The 22,520-nt window shown below is 40.8% G+C and carries 21 protein-coding genes; 16 read left to right on the top strand and 5 right to left on the bottom strand.

Annotated features, from left to right (window positions below; all coding sequences use genetic code 11):
• The first annotated feature begins 452 nt into the window (after positions 1 to 452).
• From ACYP5M_RS02735 to ACYP5M_RS02785, 11 genes are all read left to right on the top strand, one after another.
• Positions 453 to 1,268 carry an IclR family transcriptional regulator gene (locus ACYP5M_RS02735; protein WP_452445136.1) on the top strand — a complete coding sequence of 272 codons (816 nt, stop codon included), beginning with the start codon at positions 453 to 455 and terminating at the stop codon, positions 1,266 to 1,268.
• Positions 1,269 to 1,540: 272 nt separating this feature from the next.
• Entirely contained in the window at positions 1,541 to 2,074 is a 534-nt protein-coding gene (locus ACYP5M_RS02740; RefSeq protein ID WP_260357540.1) for a cupin domain-containing protein, read from the top strand.
• Positions 2,075 to 2,197: 123 nt separating this feature from the next.
• Positions 2,198 to 3,136 carry a VOC family protein gene (locus tag ACYP5M_RS02745; protein WP_434169474.1) on the top strand — a complete coding sequence of 313 codons (939 nt, stop codon included), beginning with the start codon at positions 2,198 to 2,200 and terminating at the stop codon, positions 3,134 to 3,136.
• Between the two features lie 101 nt (positions 3,137 to 3,237).
• Positions 3,238 to 4,029, top strand: coding sequence for an SDR family oxidoreductase (locus ACYP5M_RS02750; RefSeq protein WP_101221933.1), 792 nt, complete (start codon positions 3,238 to 3,240; stop codon positions 4,027 to 4,029).
• Positions 4,030 to 4,059: 30 nt separating this feature from the next.
• The gene (locus ACYP5M_RS02755; protein ID WP_434169475.1) at positions 4,060 to 5,748 is read left to right on the top strand and encodes a thiamine pyrophosphate-binding protein; all 1,689 of its coding nucleotides are present in this window, start codon (positions 4,060 to 4,062) and stop codon (positions 5,746 to 5,748) included.
• Between the two features lie 12 nt (positions 5,749 to 5,760).
• Positions 5,761 to 7,206 carry an aldehyde dehydrogenase family protein gene (locus tag ACYP5M_RS02760; RefSeq protein WP_101221935.1) on the top strand — a complete coding sequence of 482 codons (1,446 nt, stop codon included), beginning with the start codon at positions 5,761 to 5,763 and terminating at the stop codon, positions 7,204 to 7,206.
• 16 nt (positions 7,207 to 7,222) lie between these two features.
• Complete coding sequence (gene nadX / locus ACYP5M_RS02765) at positions 7,223 to 8,008, top strand: aspartate dehydrogenase (RefSeq protein WP_452445137.1); 786 nt, start codon at positions 7,223 to 7,225, stop codon at positions 8,006 to 8,008.
• Between the two features lie 38 nt (positions 8,009 to 8,046).
• A complete protein-coding gene (locus ACYP5M_RS02770; RefSeq protein ID WP_230176371.1) occupies positions 8,047 to 9,348 on the top strand; it encodes an aromatic ring-hydroxylating oxygenase subunit alpha in 1,302 nt (433 codons plus the stop codon).
• 22 nt (positions 9,349 to 9,370) lie between these two features.
• Complete coding sequence (locus ACYP5M_RS02775; protein ID WP_076371322.1) at positions 9,371 to 9,880, top strand: aromatic-ring-hydroxylating dioxygenase subunit beta; 510 nt, start codon at positions 9,371 to 9,373, stop codon at positions 9,878 to 9,880.
• A gap of 42 nt (positions 9,881 to 9,922) precedes the next feature.
• Entirely contained in the window at positions 9,923 to 10,711 is a 789-nt protein-coding gene (locus ACYP5M_RS02780; protein WP_230176370.1) for an SDR family NAD(P)-dependent oxidoreductase, read from the top strand.
• A gap of 40 nt (positions 10,712 to 10,751) precedes the next feature.
• Complete coding sequence (locus tag ACYP5M_RS02785; RefSeq protein WP_434169477.1) at positions 10,752 to 11,711, top strand: VOC family protein; 960 nt, start codon at positions 10,752 to 10,754, stop codon at positions 11,709 to 11,711.
• A gap of 274 nt (positions 11,712 to 11,985) precedes the next feature.
• Here ACYP5M_RS02785 and ACYP5M_RS02790 read toward each other — a convergent pair whose 3' ends face one another.
• Together ACYP5M_RS02790 and ACYP5M_RS02795 are read right to left on the bottom strand one after the other, a co-directional pair.
• Positions 11,986 to 12,390 (bottom strand): FCD domain-containing protein, encoded by a 405-nt coding sequence (locus ACYP5M_RS02790; protein ID WP_363320583.1) that lies wholly within the window; start codon positions 12,388 to 12,390, stop codon positions 11,986 to 11,988.
• A 15-nt stretch (positions 12,391 to 12,405) separates the two neighbouring features.
• Complete coding sequence (locus ACYP5M_RS02795) at positions 12,406 to 12,528, bottom strand: hypothetical protein (protein WP_434169478.1); 123 nt, start codon at positions 12,526 to 12,528, stop codon at positions 12,406 to 12,408.
• Positions 12,529 to 13,201: 673 nt separating this feature from the next.
• Here ACYP5M_RS02795 and cuyA point away from each other — a divergent pair.
• Positions 13,202 to 14,197, top strand: coding sequence for a D-cysteate sulfo-lyase (cuyA, locus tag ACYP5M_RS02800; protein WP_434169479.1), 996 nt, complete (start codon positions 13,202 to 13,204; stop codon positions 14,195 to 14,197).
• A gap of 158 nt (positions 14,198 to 14,355) precedes the next feature.
• Here cuyA and ACYP5M_RS02805 read toward each other — a convergent pair whose 3' ends face one another.
• Complete coding sequence (locus ACYP5M_RS02805) at positions 14,356 to 14,655, bottom strand: amidohydrolase family protein (RefSeq protein WP_434169655.1); 300 nt, start codon at positions 14,653 to 14,655, stop codon at positions 14,356 to 14,358.
• A gap of 313 nt (positions 14,656 to 14,968) precedes the next feature.
• On the opposite strand from ACYP5M_RS02805, the gene ACYP5M_RS02810 reads away from it, so the two are divergent.
• Positions 14,969 to 15,472, top strand: a complete 504-nt coding sequence (locus ACYP5M_RS02810; protein ID WP_434169480.1) for a DinB family protein — start codon at positions 14,969 to 14,971, stop codon at positions 15,470 to 15,472.
• A gap of 629 nt (positions 15,473 to 16,101) precedes the next feature.
• Positions 16,102 to 16,749 carry an RNA polymerase sporulation sigma factor SigH gene (gene sigH / locus ACYP5M_RS02815; RefSeq protein WP_230176366.1) on the top strand — a complete coding sequence of 216 codons (648 nt, stop codon included), beginning with the start codon at positions 16,102 to 16,104 and terminating at the stop codon, positions 16,747 to 16,749.
• A 246-nt stretch (positions 16,750 to 16,995) separates the two neighbouring features.
• Here sigH and ACYP5M_RS02820 read toward each other — a convergent pair whose 3' ends face one another.
• Positions 16,996 to 17,310, bottom strand: a complete 315-nt coding sequence (locus ACYP5M_RS02820; RefSeq protein ID WP_434169481.1) for an iron-sulfur cluster biosynthesis family protein — start codon at positions 17,308 to 17,310, stop codon at positions 16,996 to 16,998.
• 309 nt (positions 17,311 to 17,619) lie between these two features.
• Entirely contained in the window at positions 17,620 to 18,528 is a 909-nt protein-coding gene (locus tag ACYP5M_RS02825) for a LysR family transcriptional regulator (RefSeq protein WP_402942614.1), read from the bottom strand.
• Between the two features lie 328 nt (positions 18,529 to 18,856).
• Here ACYP5M_RS02825 and ACYP5M_RS02830 point away from each other — a divergent pair, with 328 nt between their 5' ends.
• Together ACYP5M_RS02830 and cysI are read left to right on the top strand one after the other, a co-directional pair.
• Positions 18,857 to 20,671 carry an assimilatory sulfite reductase (NADPH) flavoprotein subunit gene (locus tag ACYP5M_RS02830; protein WP_452445138.1) on the top strand — a complete coding sequence of 605 codons (1,815 nt, stop codon included), beginning with the start codon at positions 18,857 to 18,859 and terminating at the stop codon, positions 20,669 to 20,671.
• 26 nt (positions 20,672 to 20,697) lie between these two features.
• The gene (cysI, locus tag ACYP5M_RS02835) at positions 20,698 to 22,416 is read left to right on the top strand and encodes an assimilatory sulfite reductase (NADPH) hemoprotein subunit (RefSeq protein WP_101221957.1); all 1,719 of its coding nucleotides are present in this window, start codon (positions 20,698 to 20,700) and stop codon (positions 22,414 to 22,416) included.
• Positions 22,417 to 22,520: the final 104 nt, after the last annotated feature.

Below are 22,520 nucleotides of genomic sequence, written 5' to 3' on the forward strand. Positions count from 1 at the left end.
AAGCAGAGGGCAGTGCACTCCTGACGCCAAATGTTATGGCTAGTTAGGGAAGCACAAGTGCTCACGTCAGGATACTGGTCATTTTCCTTCTCTATATCAAATTTAAAACAAATGGACATCCTATCTTCAATATCTGTCCCGACAGTGTCTTGTGTAGTGACTGAATCAGGTCAGACCTGATAGTGAGTCAAGCATATTTTAAAAATTGATTCCTAATTCCGGGTTTTCCATTATACACGGGAAGATAGGCCATTTAAGTTGCAGCAGGATCCAGGGGTGTTAAGGAAGCTAAAGAAAACAGGCAACAATTGAAGTATGCATCAAAACATTCACCAAATGAACGATCAGAAAAAAATGTACATATACTGCAAGTTCTTCTTTCTAGGTATGAAGAAAGCTTGGGTTATAGTCAGGAGAAAATGAGATTTATTCACAACGGGGGGAATACTCAAATGGCAAGCGAAGAAAAAGAGAAAGAGAAATATAGTGCTAATTCATTGGTTAGGGGCTTGGAAATCATTAAGCTCTTTAATGAAGTACAGCCGAGCTTGTCTCTTTCAGAAATAGCAAAACAACTCGGAGTAAGCAGAACAGTACCATATCGTTTATTATTCACATTACAAAATATTGGTTACTTGTCTCAGGATGAACATACCAAACGTTATAGTTTAACTCCTAAAGTTCTTGAATTGGGATTCAGCTACTTGAATAGCTTGAAATTCCAGGAAATTGTCCAACCTTATATGGAGACCTTACGTGATGAAATCGGAGCCTCCTGCCATTTGTCCATTTTGGATGGACAGGAAGTTGTTTATGTTGGAAGTGCCCCGATCAGAGGTGTATCCGCTGTCAATGTGAACATAGGTTTGCGGCTGCCGGCACATGCTTTGGCCAACGGAAAATTACTTTTGGCATATCAACCGAAAGAAATGCTAATGCAAATGTTCAAAATCTCAAACCTAACTCCTTATACAGACAAAACACTAACTGCCCCTGGGGAATTTCAAAAACAGCTGGAATCGATTCGGCAAAATGGTTATTCGATGACAAGCGGAGAATTCCACCCTGGCATCCGTTCCGTTGCCGCCCCGATTTTTGACAGGACTGGGAAAGTATTGGCTGCCTTGAATGTCGTGGCAACAGAATCTGCTTACCAGGAGGATTTCATCGATAAAATTGCCTTGCCGAAACTGTTGGAAGTTTCTCGGCAGTTATCCGGTTATATGGGATATAGCGGGGGAAAGCCTTATCAACACGAAGATGTCTGAACGATATAAAATCGATTAATAAGTGAATAACCTCTTTCGAAAGTGTGGATCTCCCAATAGGGAATCCACACTTTTTTGTGTTAAGAAAAGCAAATCGTTACAAGTTTATCCCATAGTGGTGAGCGTTCTGTTTATAAAAATAGTTTTAAATATTCTAAAAACTCATTGACAATGAAGCGGTTTCATTTTAGACTTAATTCATAGACAAAACAATGTTTTGCTTATGAAACATATTGGGGTTTAGAAACAACAAATAAGGGAGGAATTTTAAAATGACAAAAGAAGCTTTCTCAGTGAAGGATTTTGAAAAAAAATATGTTGCCCGATTGAAAGACCGTACTCTTGATTGGAATGTCTTGAAGTTCCAAGAAGAAATTGATCCCGCTTATAGACGTGCACAGATGAGATATATCGGACGTGGTGCCACTGCCAATAACGATACGAATGTAATTGCAGGTGAACATTTCACTTTAAGTACAATGGTGCTTCCTCCGGGATGTATCGGTCCTTTGCATCTTCACGACGATGTTGAAGAAGTGTTTTTCATTCTTGAGGGTGAAGTCACGGCACTAATTCAAGAGGACAGCTACAGTGAAGTGCATGAAATTAAATTAAGTGCGAGAGACTGCATCAGCAGCCCACCTGGGGTTTATCGCGGAATTAGGAATGACGGGGATGTAGAGGCACGCATGCTCGTGATGCTAGGGGCAGTGAAGCCTAATTTACCGACTTATCCTGAAGGCAGTGAACTGGAAGAACTGCGTAAACAACGCTCTAAAGAAAGAGAAGCCATCATTAAAGACTGATCATTTAGCCGAAAAGGGCACCTGCATTATGAAAATTAATGAGGCGCCCTTTTCGATTAGATTGTTAAATAATGGCCAATGCAAATTATCTAAAGGTAAATCCAAATTATGGGAGGTATAAAAATGCTTGGGATTACTCATTTACGACATATAAGCATGATAACTCCGAATTTCGACGATCAAGCAGAGTTTTATGAAAAGGTTTGGGGACTTGATAGAGTGGATGTTCCGGGAGAGGAGAATACTGTTTATTTCCGCGGTGCTGGACCGGAACATCATATTTTAAGCCTTCACAAGGGAGAAAAACGAGGATTGCACCATATAGCTTTTGGAATGGTCGATAAAAATGCTGTGGATCGTGCAGCGGGGATTCTACAATCGAAGGGCGTTCGAATTATTGAACCACCTGGATATTTGGATGAAGCAGGTGCAGGTTATGGCCTGCGGTTTATTGATCCGGAAAATCGCGTGATTGAGCTCTCGGCTTGGGTGGAAGTGCAAACGTCTATTTGGAGCAAGAAAAATGTCGATCCAGTGAAACTGAATCATGTTGTAATGAACACGAAGAACTTAGATATGATCGTTGAGTTTTATACGGACGTACTCGGTTTTAAAGTTACTGATTGGAGTGAGCACCAAATGTCATTCCTGCGGTGCAACAGGAAGCATCACTCCATTGCCTTCAATCAAGATGAGCATGCGTCAGTCAATCATATCGCATACGAAGTCGATTCCGTGGATGAACTGATGCGAGGAATAAGCAATGTCCGAAAAGCGGGCTTGTCAGAACTTTGGGGACCTGGACGTCATGGGCCTGGAGACAATATTTTCTGTTATTTTCAAGACCCAGGCGGTTTTGTTATGGAGTATACATGTTATCTGGAAACGATCGAAGATGAATCTGAGTGGAGAGCACGTGTATGGAAACGGGTTCCGCATTTAATGGATCAGTGGGGGATTGCAGGGCCGCCGAAACCTGAAGCCCGCAAAGCAATGGGAGGAGATCCCGATCCAGGATGGGTTGATTCTCATATAGATGGTTCTGTCATGGCGGAAAAATGAGGAGGATTTTGATTTCCTCCCATGATTCTTGCGCGTAGTTAGCTTCTTGTAGATTAAAGGACAGCATTTGAGGAAAATGGCTTTGAAAAGGAGTGAAGAGAGTGGATTTAGGATTGCAAGGAAAAGTGGCTGTCATTATGGGCGGCACGTCGGGCGTGGGATTAAAAACAGCAGAAATGTTTTTAGCTGAAGGAGCGAAAGTGGCTATTTGCGGCAGAAGCGCTGAGCGTATGGAAAGTGCACAAAGTCAATTACTCTCATTTGGTGAAAAGGCAGATATTTTTGCATCAACATGTGATGTCACCTCAAAATCGGATGTGGATTCTTTCATTAATGGTACCGCTGAGAGGTTTGGCGGAATCGATATATTGGTGAATGCAGCCGGTCAAAGCGTGATGGGTCACTTTTTTGACATAACGGATGAGCAGTGGGAAGAACAGATTCAGTTAAAGTTCTTTGCCATCATATATGCAGTTCGTGCTTCGCATCCTCATTTAGTGAAAAGGGGAGGAGGGCGGATTATTAATATTAATGCGACGCTTGCTAAAGAACCTGAACGTCATATGGTAGCGACTGCAGCAGCAAGGGCTGGCCTCCTTAATTTAAGCAAAACCTTGTCCCAGGAATTGGCCTTTGACAATATATTGGTCAATTCAGTGAGTCTTGGATTGATCCGGACTGATCAATGGGAGCGAAGAAGATTGAAAAATGCGCCTGATATGGACCCTGAAGAGTATTACGGGGACCTTGCGAAAAAACGGAATATCCCCCTCGGCCGCGTAGGCGAAGCGGAAGAAGTGGCCAGTGTCATTGTTTTCCTTGCTTCAGACAAAGCAAGTTATGTAGCGGGTTCGACGATTGAGACGGCAGGAGCGATTGGAAAGGCACTATAAATATATTACTAAAAAAGGTAGGATAACGCGATGAAAATAAAAGAAGAAATAGAGTTTACGACCGCCGATTCCATCGTAAAGGAGCTTGTTCAAGCAGGAGTGGAAGCAGCTTTCGGGATTGTCAGCATTCACAATATGCCCATCTATGATGCAATTCTTAGAGAAGGGAGCATCAAACTTATATGTTCACGCGGTGAGAGCGGTGCCGTAAACATGGCTGATGGATATGCCCGCGCCACTGGGAAATTGGGTGTAGTGATTACCAGTACTGGAACAGGGGCAGGAAATGCTGCTGGTTCCTTGGTGGAAGCTTGGGCAGCTGGTGTTCCCCTTCTTCACCTTACAGGTGAGGTGGCTTCTTCTTATCTTGGTACAGGCAAAGGATACATACATGAGTGTAAAGACCAGCTTTCAATGATGAGCGGGGCTTGTAAAAATGCAGTGAGGCTTAGAAACCCTGATCAAACCGCAGCAGTAGTTAGGAAGGCAATCGAAGAAGCGTTAACTGCACCAACGGGCCCGGTTACATTGGAAATTCCCATCGACTATCAATCGGCGATCATAGAAGATCTTTCACTCGAAGGGCTACGAGCTTCAACATCTGAAACAAATCCATTGCCATTCATTCCTGAACAAGCTGTGCAAAAAATAGTGGGGGCACGCCGTCCTGTGATATGGGCCGGTGGTGGAGTCATCAGTGCCAATGCTTCGCAAGAGCTGCAAAAATTAGCGGAAATCCTTGGTGCAGCGGTTATAACCAGTCAGTCAGGAAAAGGTTCGATTCCAGAAAACCATGAACAATGCATAGGACATTTTGCGGCATATGAAACAACTAAAGAGTTTTTAAGAAATGCAGATTTATTGATTAGCGTAGGTGTTAGGTTTAGGGGGAATGAAACATCCAACTGGAAAGTACCGGTGCCACAAGAACATATAGCGATCGATGCGGATTGGCAGGCCATTAACCGGAACTATAAAGCCACGTTAGGATTAGTTGGCGATGCAAAAGATATGCTTGCTGCCGTCATTGAAAAGCTTGAAGAACATTCAGTTCATGCGGAGCCATCTTATTTACAAGAAGTTCTTTCGCTTAGAAATGAAGTACGTGCCCAACTCAGGGAAACGCTTGGACCTTATGAGCAATTTGTGGATGGCATGAGGGATATATTACCAGACGATACTATTCTAGTCCGTGATGTAACCGTTCAGGCAAACGTTTGGGGCAGCCGTTTATTTGAAATCTATGAACCGAGAACATCCATTCATGCATCAGGGGGAGGAATTGGTCAAGGTCTTCCAACAGCAATCGGTGCCCAAATGGGTTGTCAAGATAAAACCGTCGTTCTTATGGCTGGAGATGGTGGGTTCATGGTTAACGTCGGGGAAATGGTTACGGCAGCCGAAGAAAACTTACCAGTTATTATCGTATTATTCGATGACTCAGGCTATGGGGTTCTTCGCAATATTCAAACAGCCGCATATGGCCGGCAGGTAGCCGTGGATTTATTGAGCCCTGATTTTGTGAAACTGGCTGAGTCCATGCATTTTGAAGCGGTGCGTATTGGTTCTGGAGATGAATTCATATCCGAACTGAAAAAGGCTAAGGAAAGACGTAAACCTTCAATGATCGTTGTTGATATGGAAGCTGTGGGGCCAATGGCCAAGCCATTTGGCGGACCGCCAGGAGCTGCAGAAGCATTCAAGCCAAAAAAACTATAAGGAGGATTGAGAATGATTTCGACATACCCATTTGTTTCAGGAAAATATCTAGTTAATGGAGAATGGAGAGAATTACCGGAAAAAGTCGATGTAGTGAATCCGGCAAATACATCGGAAGTAGTTGGCCAGGTGGCAAAATGCTCTGAAGAAATCGTGAATGACGCAATTGAAGCGGCGGAAAATGCTTTTGATACGTGGTCCCGCTCTGATATCGGGGAACGGGCAACCCGTATGAATACTGCGGCAGAAGAGCTTTCAAAAGTTATCGAGGAAAATGTTACAGTGTTTGTACGTGAAAATGGCAAAACACTTGTTGAAGCTAAAAAGGATTTATTGCGCTGTGTTGAAGTCATGAAGGGCTGTGCAGCAGAGTTACTTGATTGGTGGAAGCCTGAAGTCCTCCCAGGAAAACAAAAAGTCCAAATCCGAAGAAGGGCAAGAGGTGTCACGGCAATAATCACACCATGGAATTCTCCGATGATATTAACCTTTAAAAGGGTCATACCTGCTGTTTTGGCAGGCAATGCCGTTGTCGTAAAACCTGCAACGAATTGTCCCTTAACGATCATGACCTGTTTAAAAGTAGTTGCCGAACATTTCCCTCCAGGAGTCATCAATATAGTCTCAGGATCTGGAAAAGCAATCGGCGACACACTATGTACCGATTCACGCGTACGGACATTGGCGTTTGTCGGAAGTACGGAAACCGGGAAAGATATCATGCAGAAATCATCTGGAAATCTGCAAAAAGTATATATGGAACTTGGCGGCAATGATCCTGCCATCATTTTGGAAGATGCCAATATGGATGAAGCGGCTATCAAACGTTTGAGGATGGGGATTTTACGAGCTGCGGGTCAGGTCTGTTCTGCTGTAAAAAGAGTGTATGTCCAAGAATCACGTTATGATGAAGTTGTGGAGAAGCTGACCAAAGAGTTTAGCCGGATGGTAATCGGTGATGGCATTCAGCCTGATGTAACTATGGGTCCATTGAATAATAAAGCACAATATGACTTTGTGAATAGCTTGATCGAACGTACCGCTAAGTCAGGAGGAAATATAATCACAACCGGCATCCAGCTGAATCCGGAAACTTGGGATAAAGGTTATTATATGCTTCCTTCCATTATTACTGGCGTCAATCAGCAGAGCGAATTGGTTCGAGTGGAACAATTCGGGCCCATCATTCCAATTTTACCTTTCAAAGATATTGATGAAGCTGTAAAATTAGCGAATGATAGTGAGTTTGCGCTGCGTGCATCTGTTTGGACCGAGAATGAAGATATCGCTGTCGAAATGGCAGATCGTCTTGAAGCTGGTGCTGTTTTCCATAATAATCATACCGTTTTCAGCGACTTGGCCCTGGATTTCCCTGGCTTAAAAGAAAGCGGTGTTTCTCGGGAAACAAGACATTGCGGGTTGGAATTCTTTGCGGACTCATACGGGTTTGCTGATTGAGGAAGGATGAAACTACATGAAGTTAGGTTTAATAGGGTGCGGTAATATCGGAAAATTTCTGCTTCAGGCCATTAATAACGACGGGCATCTTCCAGGTGGGAGAATCGTTGCGATTTATGCCCGCCGTGAAGAAATTGCCTCACAACTAGCAGAAGAATTCAGGACACAGTCATATGGTGATGTCGACGAACTTCTTGAATCCGATGTAGATTTAGTCATAGAGGCTGCAACGATAGAAGCAGCTGAAGAGTATGCATTGAAAGTGCTTAAAAGCGGGAAGGATCTCTTGCTAAGCAGCATTGGCGTTATGGCGAATTCTGCCTTTGAAGAACAATCAAACCAGATTTGTAAATTGAATAACGTGAATATTCTCCTTCCGTCTGGTGCGATTGGAGGTCTCGATTTACTTAAATCGGCAAAAGCGGTGAATGGCCTTGAATCTGTTTGCATCACCACAAGAAAACCGCCAAACGCATTGCCCGTAGGGTCTTCAGTGACAGAAGAAACGTTATTATTTGAAGGATCTGCTGCGGAAGCGATAAAACAGTTTCCGAGAAACATTAATGTTGCGATTGTGCTGTCTATGGCTGGTCTTGGATCAGAAAAGACGAAAGTGAAAATCATTGCCGATCCAAATGTGTTAAAAAACAATCACCTGATAGAAGCGTCAGGTTCGTTCGGGAAACTGAAACTGGAAGTGGAAAATGATCCGATGCCTAATAATCCGAAAACGAGTTATCTAGCGGCATTAAGTGTTTTGGCGACTCTGCAAAATAAGGAAAAGAGCGTTCAAATCGGGTAATGCATTATGATGTAAAGCTTGGAAGGGAGAGAAAAAGTATGCTTAAAACTGAAAAATCCTTAGAAGAAATGTCGAAACAGCAAGTTGTTAACTATTTGAACGAAACGGTTAAACCAGAGGAAGGCGTTATACCTGCATACCTCCTTGGAGACCCGAAAGTTTATGATATAGAACATGAAAAAGTGTTTTTGAAAACATGGGTTTTTATCGGTCATGAATCTGAAGTACCGAACAAAGGAGACTTCATGACCCGTGAACTTGCTGGCTACTCGCTCATCATAACTCGTGATGCTGAAGGGGAAATCAGGGCGTTTTATAATATGTGCACCCATCGCGGAATGAAACTATGCCGTGCAGATAAAGGGAACAAGTCATTATTTACGTGCCCTTACCATGGGTTTAATTTTAAAAACACTGGTGAGCTCGTAGGAGTGCCATTACAAAAGGACATATATGGGGGGAACCTTGACCGCTCGGAAATGGGACTCCACAAAGTGAAGCTTGAATCCTATAAAGGTCTTTTATTTGGAACTTGGAATGAAGATGCAGAGCCACTTGAAGAGTTTCTTGGAGACATTAAATGGTATTTGGATATCCTTGTAGGACGTGCAGAAATGGAAGTGATCGGGGTTCCGCAAAGATTCGTTGTTAATTCCAACTGGAAAGTTGGTTCCGATAACTTTGTTGGTGATTCCTATCATACGATGGTCACACACGGATCCATTGCAAAACTGGGCATGGTGCCCAATGCTACCTATTCAAAGCGCGGTTTTCAAATCCATACGGATAACGGGCATGGACTAAACTTAGGGACACCTAATCCTGACTTCGCTTTCCCGGAAGAATTGAAAGATGAATTTAAAACTAATTTGTCTGAAGAACAATATGGAGTGTTATCAAACTTAAAGAATATGATTGGGAATGTCTTCCCTAACTTATCATTTTTAATATCCCATACAAAAATCAAAGACCAATTCATCTCCAACACTTCAATAAGGATGTGGCGGCCAATCGGTCACAATAAAATGGAAGTGATCGCTTGGATGCTCGTGGAAAAGAACGCCTCCCAAGATTGGAAAGATAGATCAAGAGATTCATTTATCTTGACTTTTAGTCCATCCGGTATTTTTGAACAGGATGATACGGAAGTTTTTACGGATATTACTGAAGCAGCCCAAGGCCCAATGCCTTTCCTAAAGAATCTAACCTACAATTATACAATGGGTCTTCATCGTGAACCAGTTGATTTTATAGGACCTGGTGTTGCATACGATGATAAATTCACTGAAGCGAGCCAGAGGAATTTTTACAAATACTGGCTTGAGTTGATGACGAAATGATAAGTGGGAGGGGGGAACGGAAATGAATGTGGAGAAAATGTTGCTCAAATGTGAATTTGAACAGTGGCTGTATGATGAAGCTCAATTATTGGATGATATTGAATTTGATGATTGGTTCGATTTAATGCACTCGAGCTTACGCTATCAAATGCCTGTACGTGTTAATAAAGAAGGGGTGGAACGCCCGGATTATTCAACGGAAATGTTTACATTTAATGATGATATTGAGCTGCTGAAACTGCGAGTGGATCGTTTGAAAACGGATTATGCATGGGCGGAAATACCGCCATCAAGAACACGGCGTTTTGTCTCAAATGTACGCGTTAAAGACTATGTTGAAGGTGAAAAGGCAGTCGTCAAGAGCTATCTGCTTATCTATCGGAGCCGCAGCACGGATATTCAGCATGATTTGATTTCAGGGGAACGAAATGATGAATTCATTTTCGAAGAAGGTAAATGGAAACTTTCAAAACGGATATTCATTGTTGATCAATCAACGATAAATACCAGAAATCTTGCTATCTTCGTATAATATTGACTTGAATAAAAAGAGATAACAAGGAGGCTGGTTACAATGGCAATGGCGTTAAAGGATAAAGTAGTGTTGATTACTGGAGGCAATTCAGGTATAGGAGAGGCTGTCACTAGACGTTTTATACAAGAAGGGGCAAAAGTCAGCATTATCGGACGCTCGATAGAAACGTTAAATAAAATGAAAGAGGAATTTGGTGAAGAAATCCTCATTAACCAAGGTGATGTAAGTAAATATGAAGACAATGAGAGGGCTGTTCAGGCCACTGTCAAGCAATTTGGAAAGCTGGATGTTTTCGTTGCCAATGCAGGAGTCTTTGATGGATTTGCAAAATTTGCCGACGTAACGCCAGATGCACTTTCAGAAGCATTTGATTTTCTGATCGATATTAACGTTAAAGGATCTTTCTTTGGTGCTAAAGCCGCTCTTAAAGAACTGCAAAAATCGAATGGCAATATTATTTTCACCGTATCCGGTGCTAGTTTCTATCCGGATGGCGGCGGGGTTTGGTACACAGCAAGCAAGCATGCCCAAATAGGGCTGATGCGCCAACTTGCTTTTGAACTTGCTCCTGACATAAGGGTGAATGCTGTAGCGCCTGGTGGCACTCTGACAGCATTATCGGTCATTCCTCCCCTACGTCCATTCGTTAAAATCGTGGATAATGAAACGAAGGCCAATAGCATTAAAAAAAGAAACCCTCTTCAGCTTGCACAGATGCCCGAAGATCATGTAGCTGCTTATGTCCTGTTAGCATCTGACGCTGCTCGTGCCATCACCGGCGAAGTCATCTCCAGTGATGGAGGATTGTCAGTTCGCGGATTAGGTTGAGTTCATAACAAAATAAACTACCGGAAGAAGGTTTATAGGTATGGCTGAATCACTATTGGGCAATAGGATTATTAATCAACTCGCATTTGTTGTAAATGATATTGATGCTGTTAATCTAGCTTTCACAAGATTGCTGGGCATTAAGAAGGCAGAACCGTTTCTAACTGGTGACAGTTCTGTTTCGAAAGTCACCTTTAGAGGTGTACCAACGGAATCACAATCCAAACTGGCTTTTCTGAATACACCAACCGTCCAATTTGAACTAATAGAACCCGATAAAAATCCAGGAACGATGCGTGAGTTCCTGGATGAAGTGGGTGAAGGGATTCACCATATTGCTTTTGATGTAGACTCTATCCAAAAAAGGCTGCCAATCATGGAGAAAAGTGGATACCCAGCTTTGCAAACGGGAGAATTCACTTCAAGTGACGGCCGATATGTATATGTGGATACACTAAATGATCACAAAACGTTAATTGAAATGCTTGAAAGTTCGGAGCCGAGAGAAACGGAATGGGAAAGACCAGAAGATGCTAGCGTTCAGCCGCTATTAGGGACTAACAAAGTGGAACAGATTGCGTTAGTTGTAAAAGACCTCGATGCGGCTGCAGAAGCATATTGTAAGTTGTTGGGGATTGAAAAACCTCAAATCATCCATTCTGGTTCAACTGATATTACAAACGTGATTTACAAAGGGAAGCCCACTGAAGGTAAGTCAAAATATATGTTCATCGATACGCCGTTAATTCAAATTGAATTAATCGAGCCGGGTGAATCACCCAGTACGTGGAAAGACCATCTTGAAACATATGGTGAGGGTGTTCACCATATCTCTTTTGTCGTTAAAGACATGGAGGCTAAAATGAAGACGTTAGAAGAAATGGGCTATCCTGTCATACAGACAGGTAACTTTTTTAACGGAAAAGGCCGATATGCCTATATTGATACAACATCGACCTATAAAGTCATTATTGAATTGCTAGAACGTTTTGATGAGTAAACAGGTAACAATGATCATCAAAAGGTGTTCGGATGAATTGTCTGGGTAAATGGAACTTACATAATTAGGAATAAGAACCCCAGCGGTCATTCAATCGAAAACCTGGCTATTTTCCTACCTGATCAGCTGATTAACTAACTAGAAGCGAAACCGTAAAAAGCATACAAGGCAATGGTCGGGAAGGGGACTTCAACCATGGCCTTGTACAGTGAATGAAAGTGAAAAATTTAACAACAAATGGGGAAATGAAAAATAATTCATAATATTAATATTATTAAAAAACACAAAAAGGAACCCATTTATTAAATTTTATTGTGATACAAGCTTTATGTAATCTAGGTAATATCATTTGGATATGGATCGTATTGACCTTTATTGCTTTTTCTGCATCTTTGTCACGAATGGCATGGATTACCTGTAAGTGCTCGTTGTTTCGTTCCTCATACCAAGATTTATCAACCATTGTAACATCTTCATTACGGGCGGATAAAAAGGAAATTCGAAAAGAAAGCCATAATGAATCCGTAGTCCTTTGGAGAAAGTTATTTCTCGAGTAAGAATATAATAAGCGGTGAAATTCAATGTTCGCACGGCTTGCCGCTATTCGTTCATTACTATTAATTGCCTGTTGCAGTTTATCCGTTGCCCATTCCAGTTTTTTAAATTCCTCTTCCGTAATTCCTTCACAAGCTTTTTATATCGAATAGTTTTCGAGCATTTTCCTGATTTCCAATTCCTGCTGTAAAAGTTCAATATCCACATTTGATATGACCATCCCTATACCAGGTTTCACCTGAAGCAAATTTTCCTGTTCCAATTCCTCAAAGCTTCACGAACCGGTGTACGGCTTCAATTGAATTGCTGGGCGATATCATCTTCCGTTAAACGGTCCCCAGGCAATATCCCTTCAATGATCGCATTTTTGATAACAAAAAATATTGCTCCCTTAAGGGCTAAGAAGAATAATGTTCTATTTGATCTGTAATAAATGATAGTGATTGGTTTCCATGGTGCTCCTTTCTAAAATCCAATTATATACAAGTGTATTTATTTTATCTTAAACCGATTGAAGTCATTTCAATGCTTCATACTTTTGATTATTTATACAATTCAATGGAATGGATGAAACTATTATTACTAAAGACGCTCACAAGGCTATCTGTCCATATTGGCAGGGGATAAAATCAGGGAAGTCCCCATCTATGCTGAACTGGGGAACTGCCTGATACTTTTGGGGAAACAAGGGTGTCATAGAGTAAGAGGAAGCTCATAGTTGTTTTATTATCATCGGTTGATATGGGTCACATTGCCGTGATGAATGATGTATATGGGGATTCTTTTTACAGATTACCATGCAAGAAGTGAGATTCATGTTGCTCGATTACATAAAGATGCTATGATTGAAATCGAAGCTTATACTAAAGAAAAGAATACATCAGATTGATATTTTCTTTAATATACTACATAGAGGATACAGGAGGAGTTTTAAAATGAATTTAGCACAATTTCCTAGAAAGAGATATACACCGACATATACACCAATTGAGAAATTAGGTCATTTTTCTGATGTTCTTGGTGGACCATCCATTTACGTTAAACGTGATGATATGCTTGGTTTGACGGCTGGGGGAAATAAAACAAGAAAACTGGAATTCCTTGTTGCCGATGCATTGGAAAAAGGCGCGGATACGTTGATTACATGTGGAGGCATTCAGTCAAATCATTGCCGCTTGACACTGGCTGCTGCGGTTAAAGAGAAAATGAAATGCATCCTTGTGTTGGAAGAGGGACTTTCAAAAAATTCAGAGCCGGATTTTAACGGTAACTATTTTCTCTATCATTTATTGGGGGCAGACCAAATTATAGTTGTACCTAATGGAGCGGACTTAATGCAAGAAATGCAGAAAGTGGCTAAAGAGGTAACAGGGAAAGGACACCGACCTTACATCATTCCGGTTGGTGGATCCAACGTCATTGGTGCAACCGGATATGTTGCATGCGCTCAGGAGATCTTGGCACAGTCCTTTGAGCAAGGGATTAATTTGAAAGCAGTAATTTGTGTAAGCGGCAGTGGGGGAATGCATGCTGGCTTGGTGGCAGGATTTCATGGCAATCAAAGTGGAGTATCAGTAATTGGAATAAACGTAAGCAGAGGAAAAGCGGAACAAGAAGAGAAAGTTTTTCAGCTTGTTAAAGAAACTTTAACACATATCGGCATTCCAAATTCAATTCCTCGTGAAGCTGTTACGTGTCTTGATGAGTATGTCGGGCCGGGTTATGCTTTGCCTACACCTGAAATGGTGGAAGCAGTCAAACTCATGGCAAGAACAGAAGGGATATTGCTGGATCCGGTATATACGGGTAAAGCGGCAGCGGGACTCATTGATTTAATAAAAAAAGGCACATTTAAGCCTGAGGATAACATCTTATTTGTTCACTCTGGTGGTGCTTCATCTTTATATGCCAATACTTCTCTATTTAATTGAAGTACTTATCATGCAGGCGGCCTAATCCCACTTTTTTCAATAAAGAGGCATGGTTATTAAGCGAAAAACATATCTCTAACGCATTGGTAGCGGAATTGACAATTGTCCATGGACAAAAGAGGATTCTACAATTGTAGAATCCTCTTTTAATGACTATTTTACTTATCGATTAAAATCGTCGTATGATCAAAAACAACTTTTCCATCAACAATCGTTAGCTGTACCTTTGTATTAGGAATTTCTTCTGCTGGTACTTCAAAGAGATTTTGTTCTAATACTATGATATCAGCAAGTTTTCCTACTTCTAATGTACCCAGTTCCTCATATCTAAAAGTACCATAAGTTTTCAATGCTTCGGACAGTGTGATGCACTCATGTGGATGCCATACCATTTCCCCGCTGCTGTCGAATCTCGTTACTGCACGACCTATACTAAGCTTATTTTTGCATGGCTTTATCTCCTAACCAACACAGAATTTATAATATATTAATAACATAATTACCCACTATTATTAAGTAGTGATTCTTGTTGTGTATAGCTAGTAGTAGGAAGATTTGAACCACGTCCATTAAATTGCAGTCACAAACTTACCGTCCAGTATTCGATTTAAACCTGGTTATCCATTTAAATATAAAGTCAATGGACGTTCAAAAAGACTGAAAGTTTAATCTCAAAATAAAATGATTAATAAGGAATTTGTAATGAGGGAACGTATGTTTTATAATGTGCTTTGAGAAAGTAATTATCTAACGGAATAGGGGAGGTATTATATGTATATTACAATTTCAGATTTTATTAAAGAATGGAATAAAGAAGCCATTCTCACTCAAAATGTCTTGGATAGTTTGACTGATGAATCTTTAGAACAACAAGTTTATCCTGAAGGTCGCACTTTAGGAAGAATTGTGTGGCATTTCACCACGAATATTCCAGATTATCTAGCTCATTTCGGGTTAAAGATAGACCGGATAGAAAGTTCGGAAAACGTCCCTTCTTCAGCACAGGAAATTGCTATCACTTTTAAAAATGTAAGTTCTCACGCAGCCAAAATAATTGAACAACAATGGACGGACGCATCCCTAGAGCAAATACAAGAAGCGTTTGGTAGACAGGAAACAAATGCTTCCATCCTTATGGGGCTAATCAAGCATATTGTTCATCATCGCGGACAAGTTACGGTTCTGATGCGTCAAGCAGGAATAAAACCTTATGGGGTATATGGACCGCCAAAAGAAGATTGGATTCATCTAGGTGTGGAGAGTCCACCACTTTAATAACTTATGCATGCTTAAGTAATGACCTTAACTAACGGGGCCATTAGCGAATAATTAAATCCCAGTTTCAATTTTATAACCGAGTTAAATAATATGTTAAAGCATCCTTTGAAGGGTGCTTTCTTATTTTGTCAAGAAGGGTTTAAATAAAACCTGCTAATTAGAGAAGATGTTTTAAATGGCATTTTCCTTTTTTTAATTAAAGCTATTGAAGTAAATGTAAAAGTAAAAGGTGGAATGGGTTCCAGTCTTTCCCTTTGAATAGGCTATGTTAAACCATTATTGCAGAATAGTTCTTTAGTAGTATTATTTATAATTATGCTATATTAAGCTTCCATATCCTGAACCCCACCGTAATTGCCACAACCATCGGCACAACTATATCCGTCAATGATAAGGAGTTAAACAAAACGACTATAATGACGAGATCTTTACCAAATCAATTAAAGCTGACTGAAAGTGTATAGATATAGTGCAGGACTTATAAATATCAGTATTTTGTTGAAAAATGTCGTTATTTGCGAATATCATTATCGTCATTTCTGAGATATTATTATATTGAATTAACACATTGAAGTGATAATGCAACTTTTATGTCGGGGCTCAATTAAGTGAGTGGGGGAAAATAAATGAGTGTAATCATCGAGAAGAAACGAGTGGAAAACTATACTCATATGGAAGATGTAATGTTGGTTGGGAAAATCCATAATGGTGATGAAGATGCACTGGACTTTTTAATTAAAAAATACAGATGTGTCGTTCAATCAAATGCTTTGAAGTATTTTTTAACGGGTGGAGATAAGGAAGACGTCTATCAGGAAGGGATGATTGGACTATATAAGGCCATTCGGGACTACAAGAATTGCAAAAAGTCATCTTTCAGATCATTTGCGGAACTGTGTATTACAAGACAAATCATAACGGCTGTTAAAGCGGCTATTTGCCAAAAGCATTCTCCCTTAAATAATTATGTTTCATTGTATAAGCCTAATCAAGGGGAGTCGGAACAGTGCCTAATTGATCTAATCCCTGAAAAGAGACAAAATGACCCAGTCACGATCTTAATTAAATCAGAAGAAATTTGCGATATTGAGCTAATTTTAACGGAAGTCCTTAGTGAGTTGGAAACTAGTGTTGTGGACTTGTACCTGGAAGGAAAAACTTATTTTGAAATATCAAAGGAATTGAATGTTCCAAAAAAGACGATCGATAATGCACTTCAGCGGGTAAAAAGGAAGTTGGAGCGGTACTTCGAGTCCAGGAGGTTGGAAGCATAATAACTATAATTCTTTGAATTTTCATTCATTATTATTTGCAAAACTTCGAAACGATTCAGTAATAAAAAATAGAATGGATAAAAACAATAGTTAAATGCATTCATTCCTGGTAATGGGGCTATTAGTGCAGTGCTATCCTATGAGAAAATAAAAATCCCTCTAGGTAAATGCCGATGATAAATTCCCTGAGTATAAACACAAAAAAGCCCAACTGAAACAGAAGGGCTTTTACTTGTTCATTTTAAATCAATTCACTCTATTCAACTGGAGATTATATCTTAATGTTTCTTCGTCTGTATATAATTTGTATCCAAGTCCATCACTGTAGTCAAGAAATACTTTATCCGGAAGATGCTTTTTAGACTCACTTGATATTAAGATGGGGACCCCATCAATTATGAATCTCTCATCATCTTCGTTCTTATCATCAATTTTCAATTCGTGTTCCACATAAATCGAACAGCTTCCAATATAAATGGCTTCGATACGAACACCTTCATTCTCTTTATAATCCACTTTTAATAGTTGTTCAATCGCTGCTTCTTTAATCTCAATATTCATTAAACCCGCTCCCATACAAAATTGATATTATTTTTATCTATCCAAGGAAAACAAAAATCAAGCCAAAGAAGATTGCTCTAGTTATTCGTATACCCAATTGTTTATAAGTTAATGTGTATAAGAAAGACAAGTTGGGATTTACTCAGACTTCTTAATTAAGTATATTTCCTTAACGTAGGCAAACCTCGGCTTTATTGTCGAAATTTACTTAATGCAACTTTTCCCCGTTTTGGTTACATAAGCAACCTGTTAAGAGCGTGCTCCCGGATTTCCCAGTCTGTAACTTTATAACAGCAATCTTCGCAAAGATCATCCTATCGGCTTTGCTTTCATGGGCCATTTTTTGTTTAATTCAGTTATAAAAGTCTTGACATTCTTTTTATCTTCCATAATTGGGGAATAGACGTACGAAAGTGTCCTGTTAAAGGATTCATTTTTTACCTGAATAATAGAAAGGATTTTATTTTGTACATCCCTTTCAATTACACTTCGGGAAAGCAGAGCCAGCCCTGCGCCGTTTTTTATAAGTGTTTCTTTTATTCCTTGATTACTGCTTATCGTGAGTATCGATTTAATTTTCAATCCGTTTGATCGTATGACGTGATTAAGGTATTCACGAGTACCAGATCCAACTTCCCTGGTTACCCATGCTTGGTCATGTAAATCAGTAATCTCCACTTCGTCTTTATTAGAGAGTACATGATTGTTAGAAGACACAATGAATAGCTCGTCTTGCATGAATGGGTGGACAGAAAGCTCTTTTTCATTAGTTTGACCCTCGATTAAGCCAATATCCACTTTGTATAGCCGAACGGCTTGAACGATTTCTTCCGTGTTTCCAATTACGACTTGAAGTTCGAGTTCAGGATAGTCCTCTTGAAGGTCGATGAGTAAAGAAGGAAGGATATACTCTCCTATTGTAAAACTTGCCCCTATCTTTAATTCGCCCTTGATGGAACTATCGTGTTCCTGAATGTCTTGTCTGGTCTGTTCATAGATTGTGATCATTTGCTTGGCCCGGTCGTAAAGAATTTCTCCCGTCAAGGTGACTTTTAGGAATTTAGGAGAACGGAGAAATAATTTCGTTTGGAACTCTTCCTCCAATTTTTTTATATGTAAACTTACACTTGGTTGGGACATAAGAAGCATTTCTGCTGTTTTTGTAAAATTCTTGACCTCTACAAGGGTCACGAATGTTTTTAGAGCATCATAGTACATAGAAATTTCTCCTTATTATTAATATTCTTAATAGTTACAATAAATTATATATATTTTACTAATGATGTGACTTCCAGTAAAGTTTTAATGAGAAACTTATTTTAGGAAGAGTATAGGCTGTGGAAGGCTATTGTCCTTTATAACCTTATTTTTTATTTGTTGCGAGCTATGAACCTATATGACTATTTTTTTTGCAGTTAAAACCGACTTGGTCTATAGGAGTAAACGAGTTAATTAATTTATGGATGGATATAAAAATGTTTAAACCCACTCGTTATACATAATAGTCAACTAAGATAAGTTAATATCCCTTTGTGAGGTGGAAATCGTGCAACTTCAGGTAAGTAACAGTCCCTTTAATCAAGAGCAGGCAGAGCTCCTTAACAGCCTACTGCCAAGCTTGACAGAAACACAAAAAATTTGGTTGAGCGGTTATCTGACTGCATCTTTGTCAGTTTCGAATATCAGTTCAGCCGTCGCCCCGGTACTGGAAGCTCAAAGCGGCGGGAAGACAATATCAAAAGAGGTGACCATTCTTTTTGGTTCACAGACGGGTAATGCTCAAGGGCTGGCAGAAAAGGCGGCGAGTAAGCTTGAGGGTAATGGCTTTCAGGTTACCATTTCATCCATGAGTGACTTTAAAGTCAACAATTTGAAAAAAGTCAAAAATCTCCTGATTGCCGTTAGCACGCATGGAGAAGGTGATCCTCCGGATAATACATTGTCCTTCCATGAGTACCTTCATGGCAGGAGGGCACCAAGCCTTGAAGGTCTCCGCTTTTCGGTATTGGCGCTAGGAGACAGCTCATACGAGTTTTTCTGTGAAACGGGAAAACAATTCGATAAACGCTTGGAGGAACTTGGCGGGACACGTTTATTTCCGAGAATGGACTGTGACCTTGATTATGATGAGCCTGCTAGCGAATGGCTGGATGGAGTACTTTCTAGTTTAAGTGAAGGGGAAGTCAGTTCAATTGCTGCTGTTCCCGCATCGAAAGCCTCAGTAAGTGAACAAACGTATTCGAGAACAAATCCGTTTAAAGCGGAAGTGTTGGAAAATATAAATTTGAACGGCCGTGGCTCCAATAAAGAGACACATCATCTTGAGTTATCTCTTGAGGGCTCAGGTCTTACATTCGAACCTGGTGACAGCCTTGGTGTTTATCCGAAAAATGATTCGGATTTAGTGGATATGCTTCTTACGGAACTCAATTGGGACCCTGAAGAAACCGTGAAGGTCAATAAGCAGGGAGACCTTCGACAGCTTAGGGAATCGCTCATCTCCGATTTTGAAATTACGGTTTTGACAAAATCGCTCATTGAACAAGCGGCACAGCTTTCAGGTAACGAGGATTTAAAGGAGCTTTTAGAGCCTGGTAATGAAGAAAGGTTAAAAGAATATCGTGAAGGCCGTGATTTGCTTGATTTTGTCCGTGATTTTGGCACATGGGGCGAATCGGCGCAAGAGTTCGTATCGATACTCCGGAAAATGCCAGCCCGTCTATATTCGATTGCGAATAGCTTATCCGCATATCCGGATGAAGTGCATTTGACAATCGGAGCCGTCCGGTATGAAAGTCACGGACGGGAAAGAAACGGTGTCTGCTCCATTTTATGTGCGGACAGATTACAGCCAGGGGACACGCTGCCCGTTTACATTCAGCATAACCAGAACTTCAAGCAGCCGGAGAACCCAGACACTCCAATTATCATGGTTGGACCGGGAACGGGCATTGCTCCGTTCAGATCCTTTATCCAGGATCGCGAAGAAGCTGAAGCGACAGGAAAAACGTGGCTCTTTTACGGCGATCAGCATTTCGTGACGGATTTCCTTTATCAGACTGAATGGCAAAAGTGGTTGAAAACAGGTGTACTTACGAAAATGGATGTTGCCTTTTCACGAGATACTGACGAAAAAGTGTATGTTCAAAACCGGATGCGCGAGCACAGCGGGGAATTATACGAATGGCTTCAAGAAGGTGCAGCTGTATACATTTGCGGTGACGAGAAAAACATGGCACATGATGTGCATAATACGCTTATTGAGATCATTGAAAAAGAAGGCAATATGAGCCATGCTGATGCGAAGGCTTATCTTGAAGAAATGCAACAGAATAAACGCTATCAACGTGATGTGTACTGAAATTTGAATGAAAAGGAGATAACAACATGGTGAAAACACTATTAAAAGCACCAGAAGGCCCGCCCAGTGATGTTGAGCAAATTAAAGAAAAAAGCGATTATTTGCGAGGTACACTTGGAAAAGTGATGCAGGATCGGATCAGCGCCGGTATTCCGGATGATGACAACCGATTAATGAAACATCACGGCAGCTATTTGCAGGATGACCGGGATCTGCGCAATGAGCGTCAAAAACAAAAGCTTGAGCCTGCCTATCAGTTTATGTTGCGTGTCCGTATGGCCGGCGGGGTAGCACAGCCTTCTCAATGGCTTGTTATGGATGACCTCGCTCAGAAATACGGAAACGGAACTTTGAAATTGACAACAAGACAGACGTTTCAAATGCATGGTATTTTAAAATGGAATATGAAAAAAACCATTCAGGAAATCCATGCTTCCATGCTGGATACAATTGCTGCATGCGGAGATGTAAACCGGAACGTAATGTGCAATTCGATTCCATTTCAATCCGAAATCCATTCTGAAGTATATGAATGGTCAAAAAAATTGAGTGATTATCTATTGCCGCGTACAAGGGCGTACCATGAAATCTGGCTGGATGAAGAAAAAGTGGTTGGTTCTCCTGAAGTGGAGGAAGTCGAACCAATGTACGGAAAGCTTTATTTGCCAAGGAAGTTTAAAATAGGCATTGCCGTACCACCATCCAATGATATTGATGTTTACTCCCAGGATCTTGGCTTCATAGCAATTGTTGAAAATGGAAAACTCGTTGGTTTTAATGTAGCGATTGGCGGCGGAATGGGAATGAGCCACGGTGACAAGGCGACATATCCTCAACTAGCCAAGGTAATCGGCTTTTGCCAGCCAGACAAAATACTGGATGTGGCTGAAAAAATCATAACGATTCAGCGAGATTACGGGAACCGATCCGTACGGAAAAATGCTCGGTTCAAGTATACGGTAGACCGGCTTGGGCTCCAAGCGGTAAAGGCTGAACTGGAAAATCGTTTAGGCTGGAAGCTGGAGGAAGAGAGAACATATCATTTTGATAATAATGGTGACCGCTATGGTTGGGTAAAAGGAATGCAAGGGAAATGGCATTTTACACTATTTGTCGAGGGTGGCCGAATTGCCGATATCAATGATTACAAGCTGATGACCGGTTTGCGCGAGATCGCAAAGATCCATACGGGTGATTTCCGTTTGACGGCCAATCAAAACCTTATTATTGCAGATGTGTCAAGCCAGAAAAAGAAAAAGATCATAGAATTGCTTGAAACATACGGTTTGACGGATGGTGCGCATCATTCGGCGCTCCGACGCAGCTCGATTGCATGCGTGGCGCTTCCAACATGCGGGTTGGCAATGGCCGAAGCAGAGCGTTATTTGCCGGTTCTGCTTGATAAAATCGAGACCATCGTTGATGAAAACGGCCTGAGGAACGAAGAAATCACAATTCGCATGACCGGTTGTCCGAATGGATGTGCCCGACATGCACTTGGGGAAATTGGTTTTATCGGTAAGGCACCTGGCAAATATAATATGTATCTAGGTGCTGCATTCGACGGAAGCCGATTAAGTAAAATGTACCGTGAAAACATCGGTGAAGAAGAGATATTAAAAGAGCTGCGTGTACTTCTTTCCCGTTATGCAAAAGAACGTCAGCAAGGAGAGCATTTCGGCGACTTTGTCATCAATGCTGGCATTGTCAAAGAAGTGACGGATGGAACGAATTTTCATGATTGATTAAAACAAACGAGAGACAGGAATAACTTCCTGTCTCTTTTGGTATTCAAAGGTTTTCCGGTGTGCCTGGAACACCGATATGTTGAATCATGACCATACACAGC

This window comes from Peribacillus sp. N1 (genome assembly GCF_054600815.1).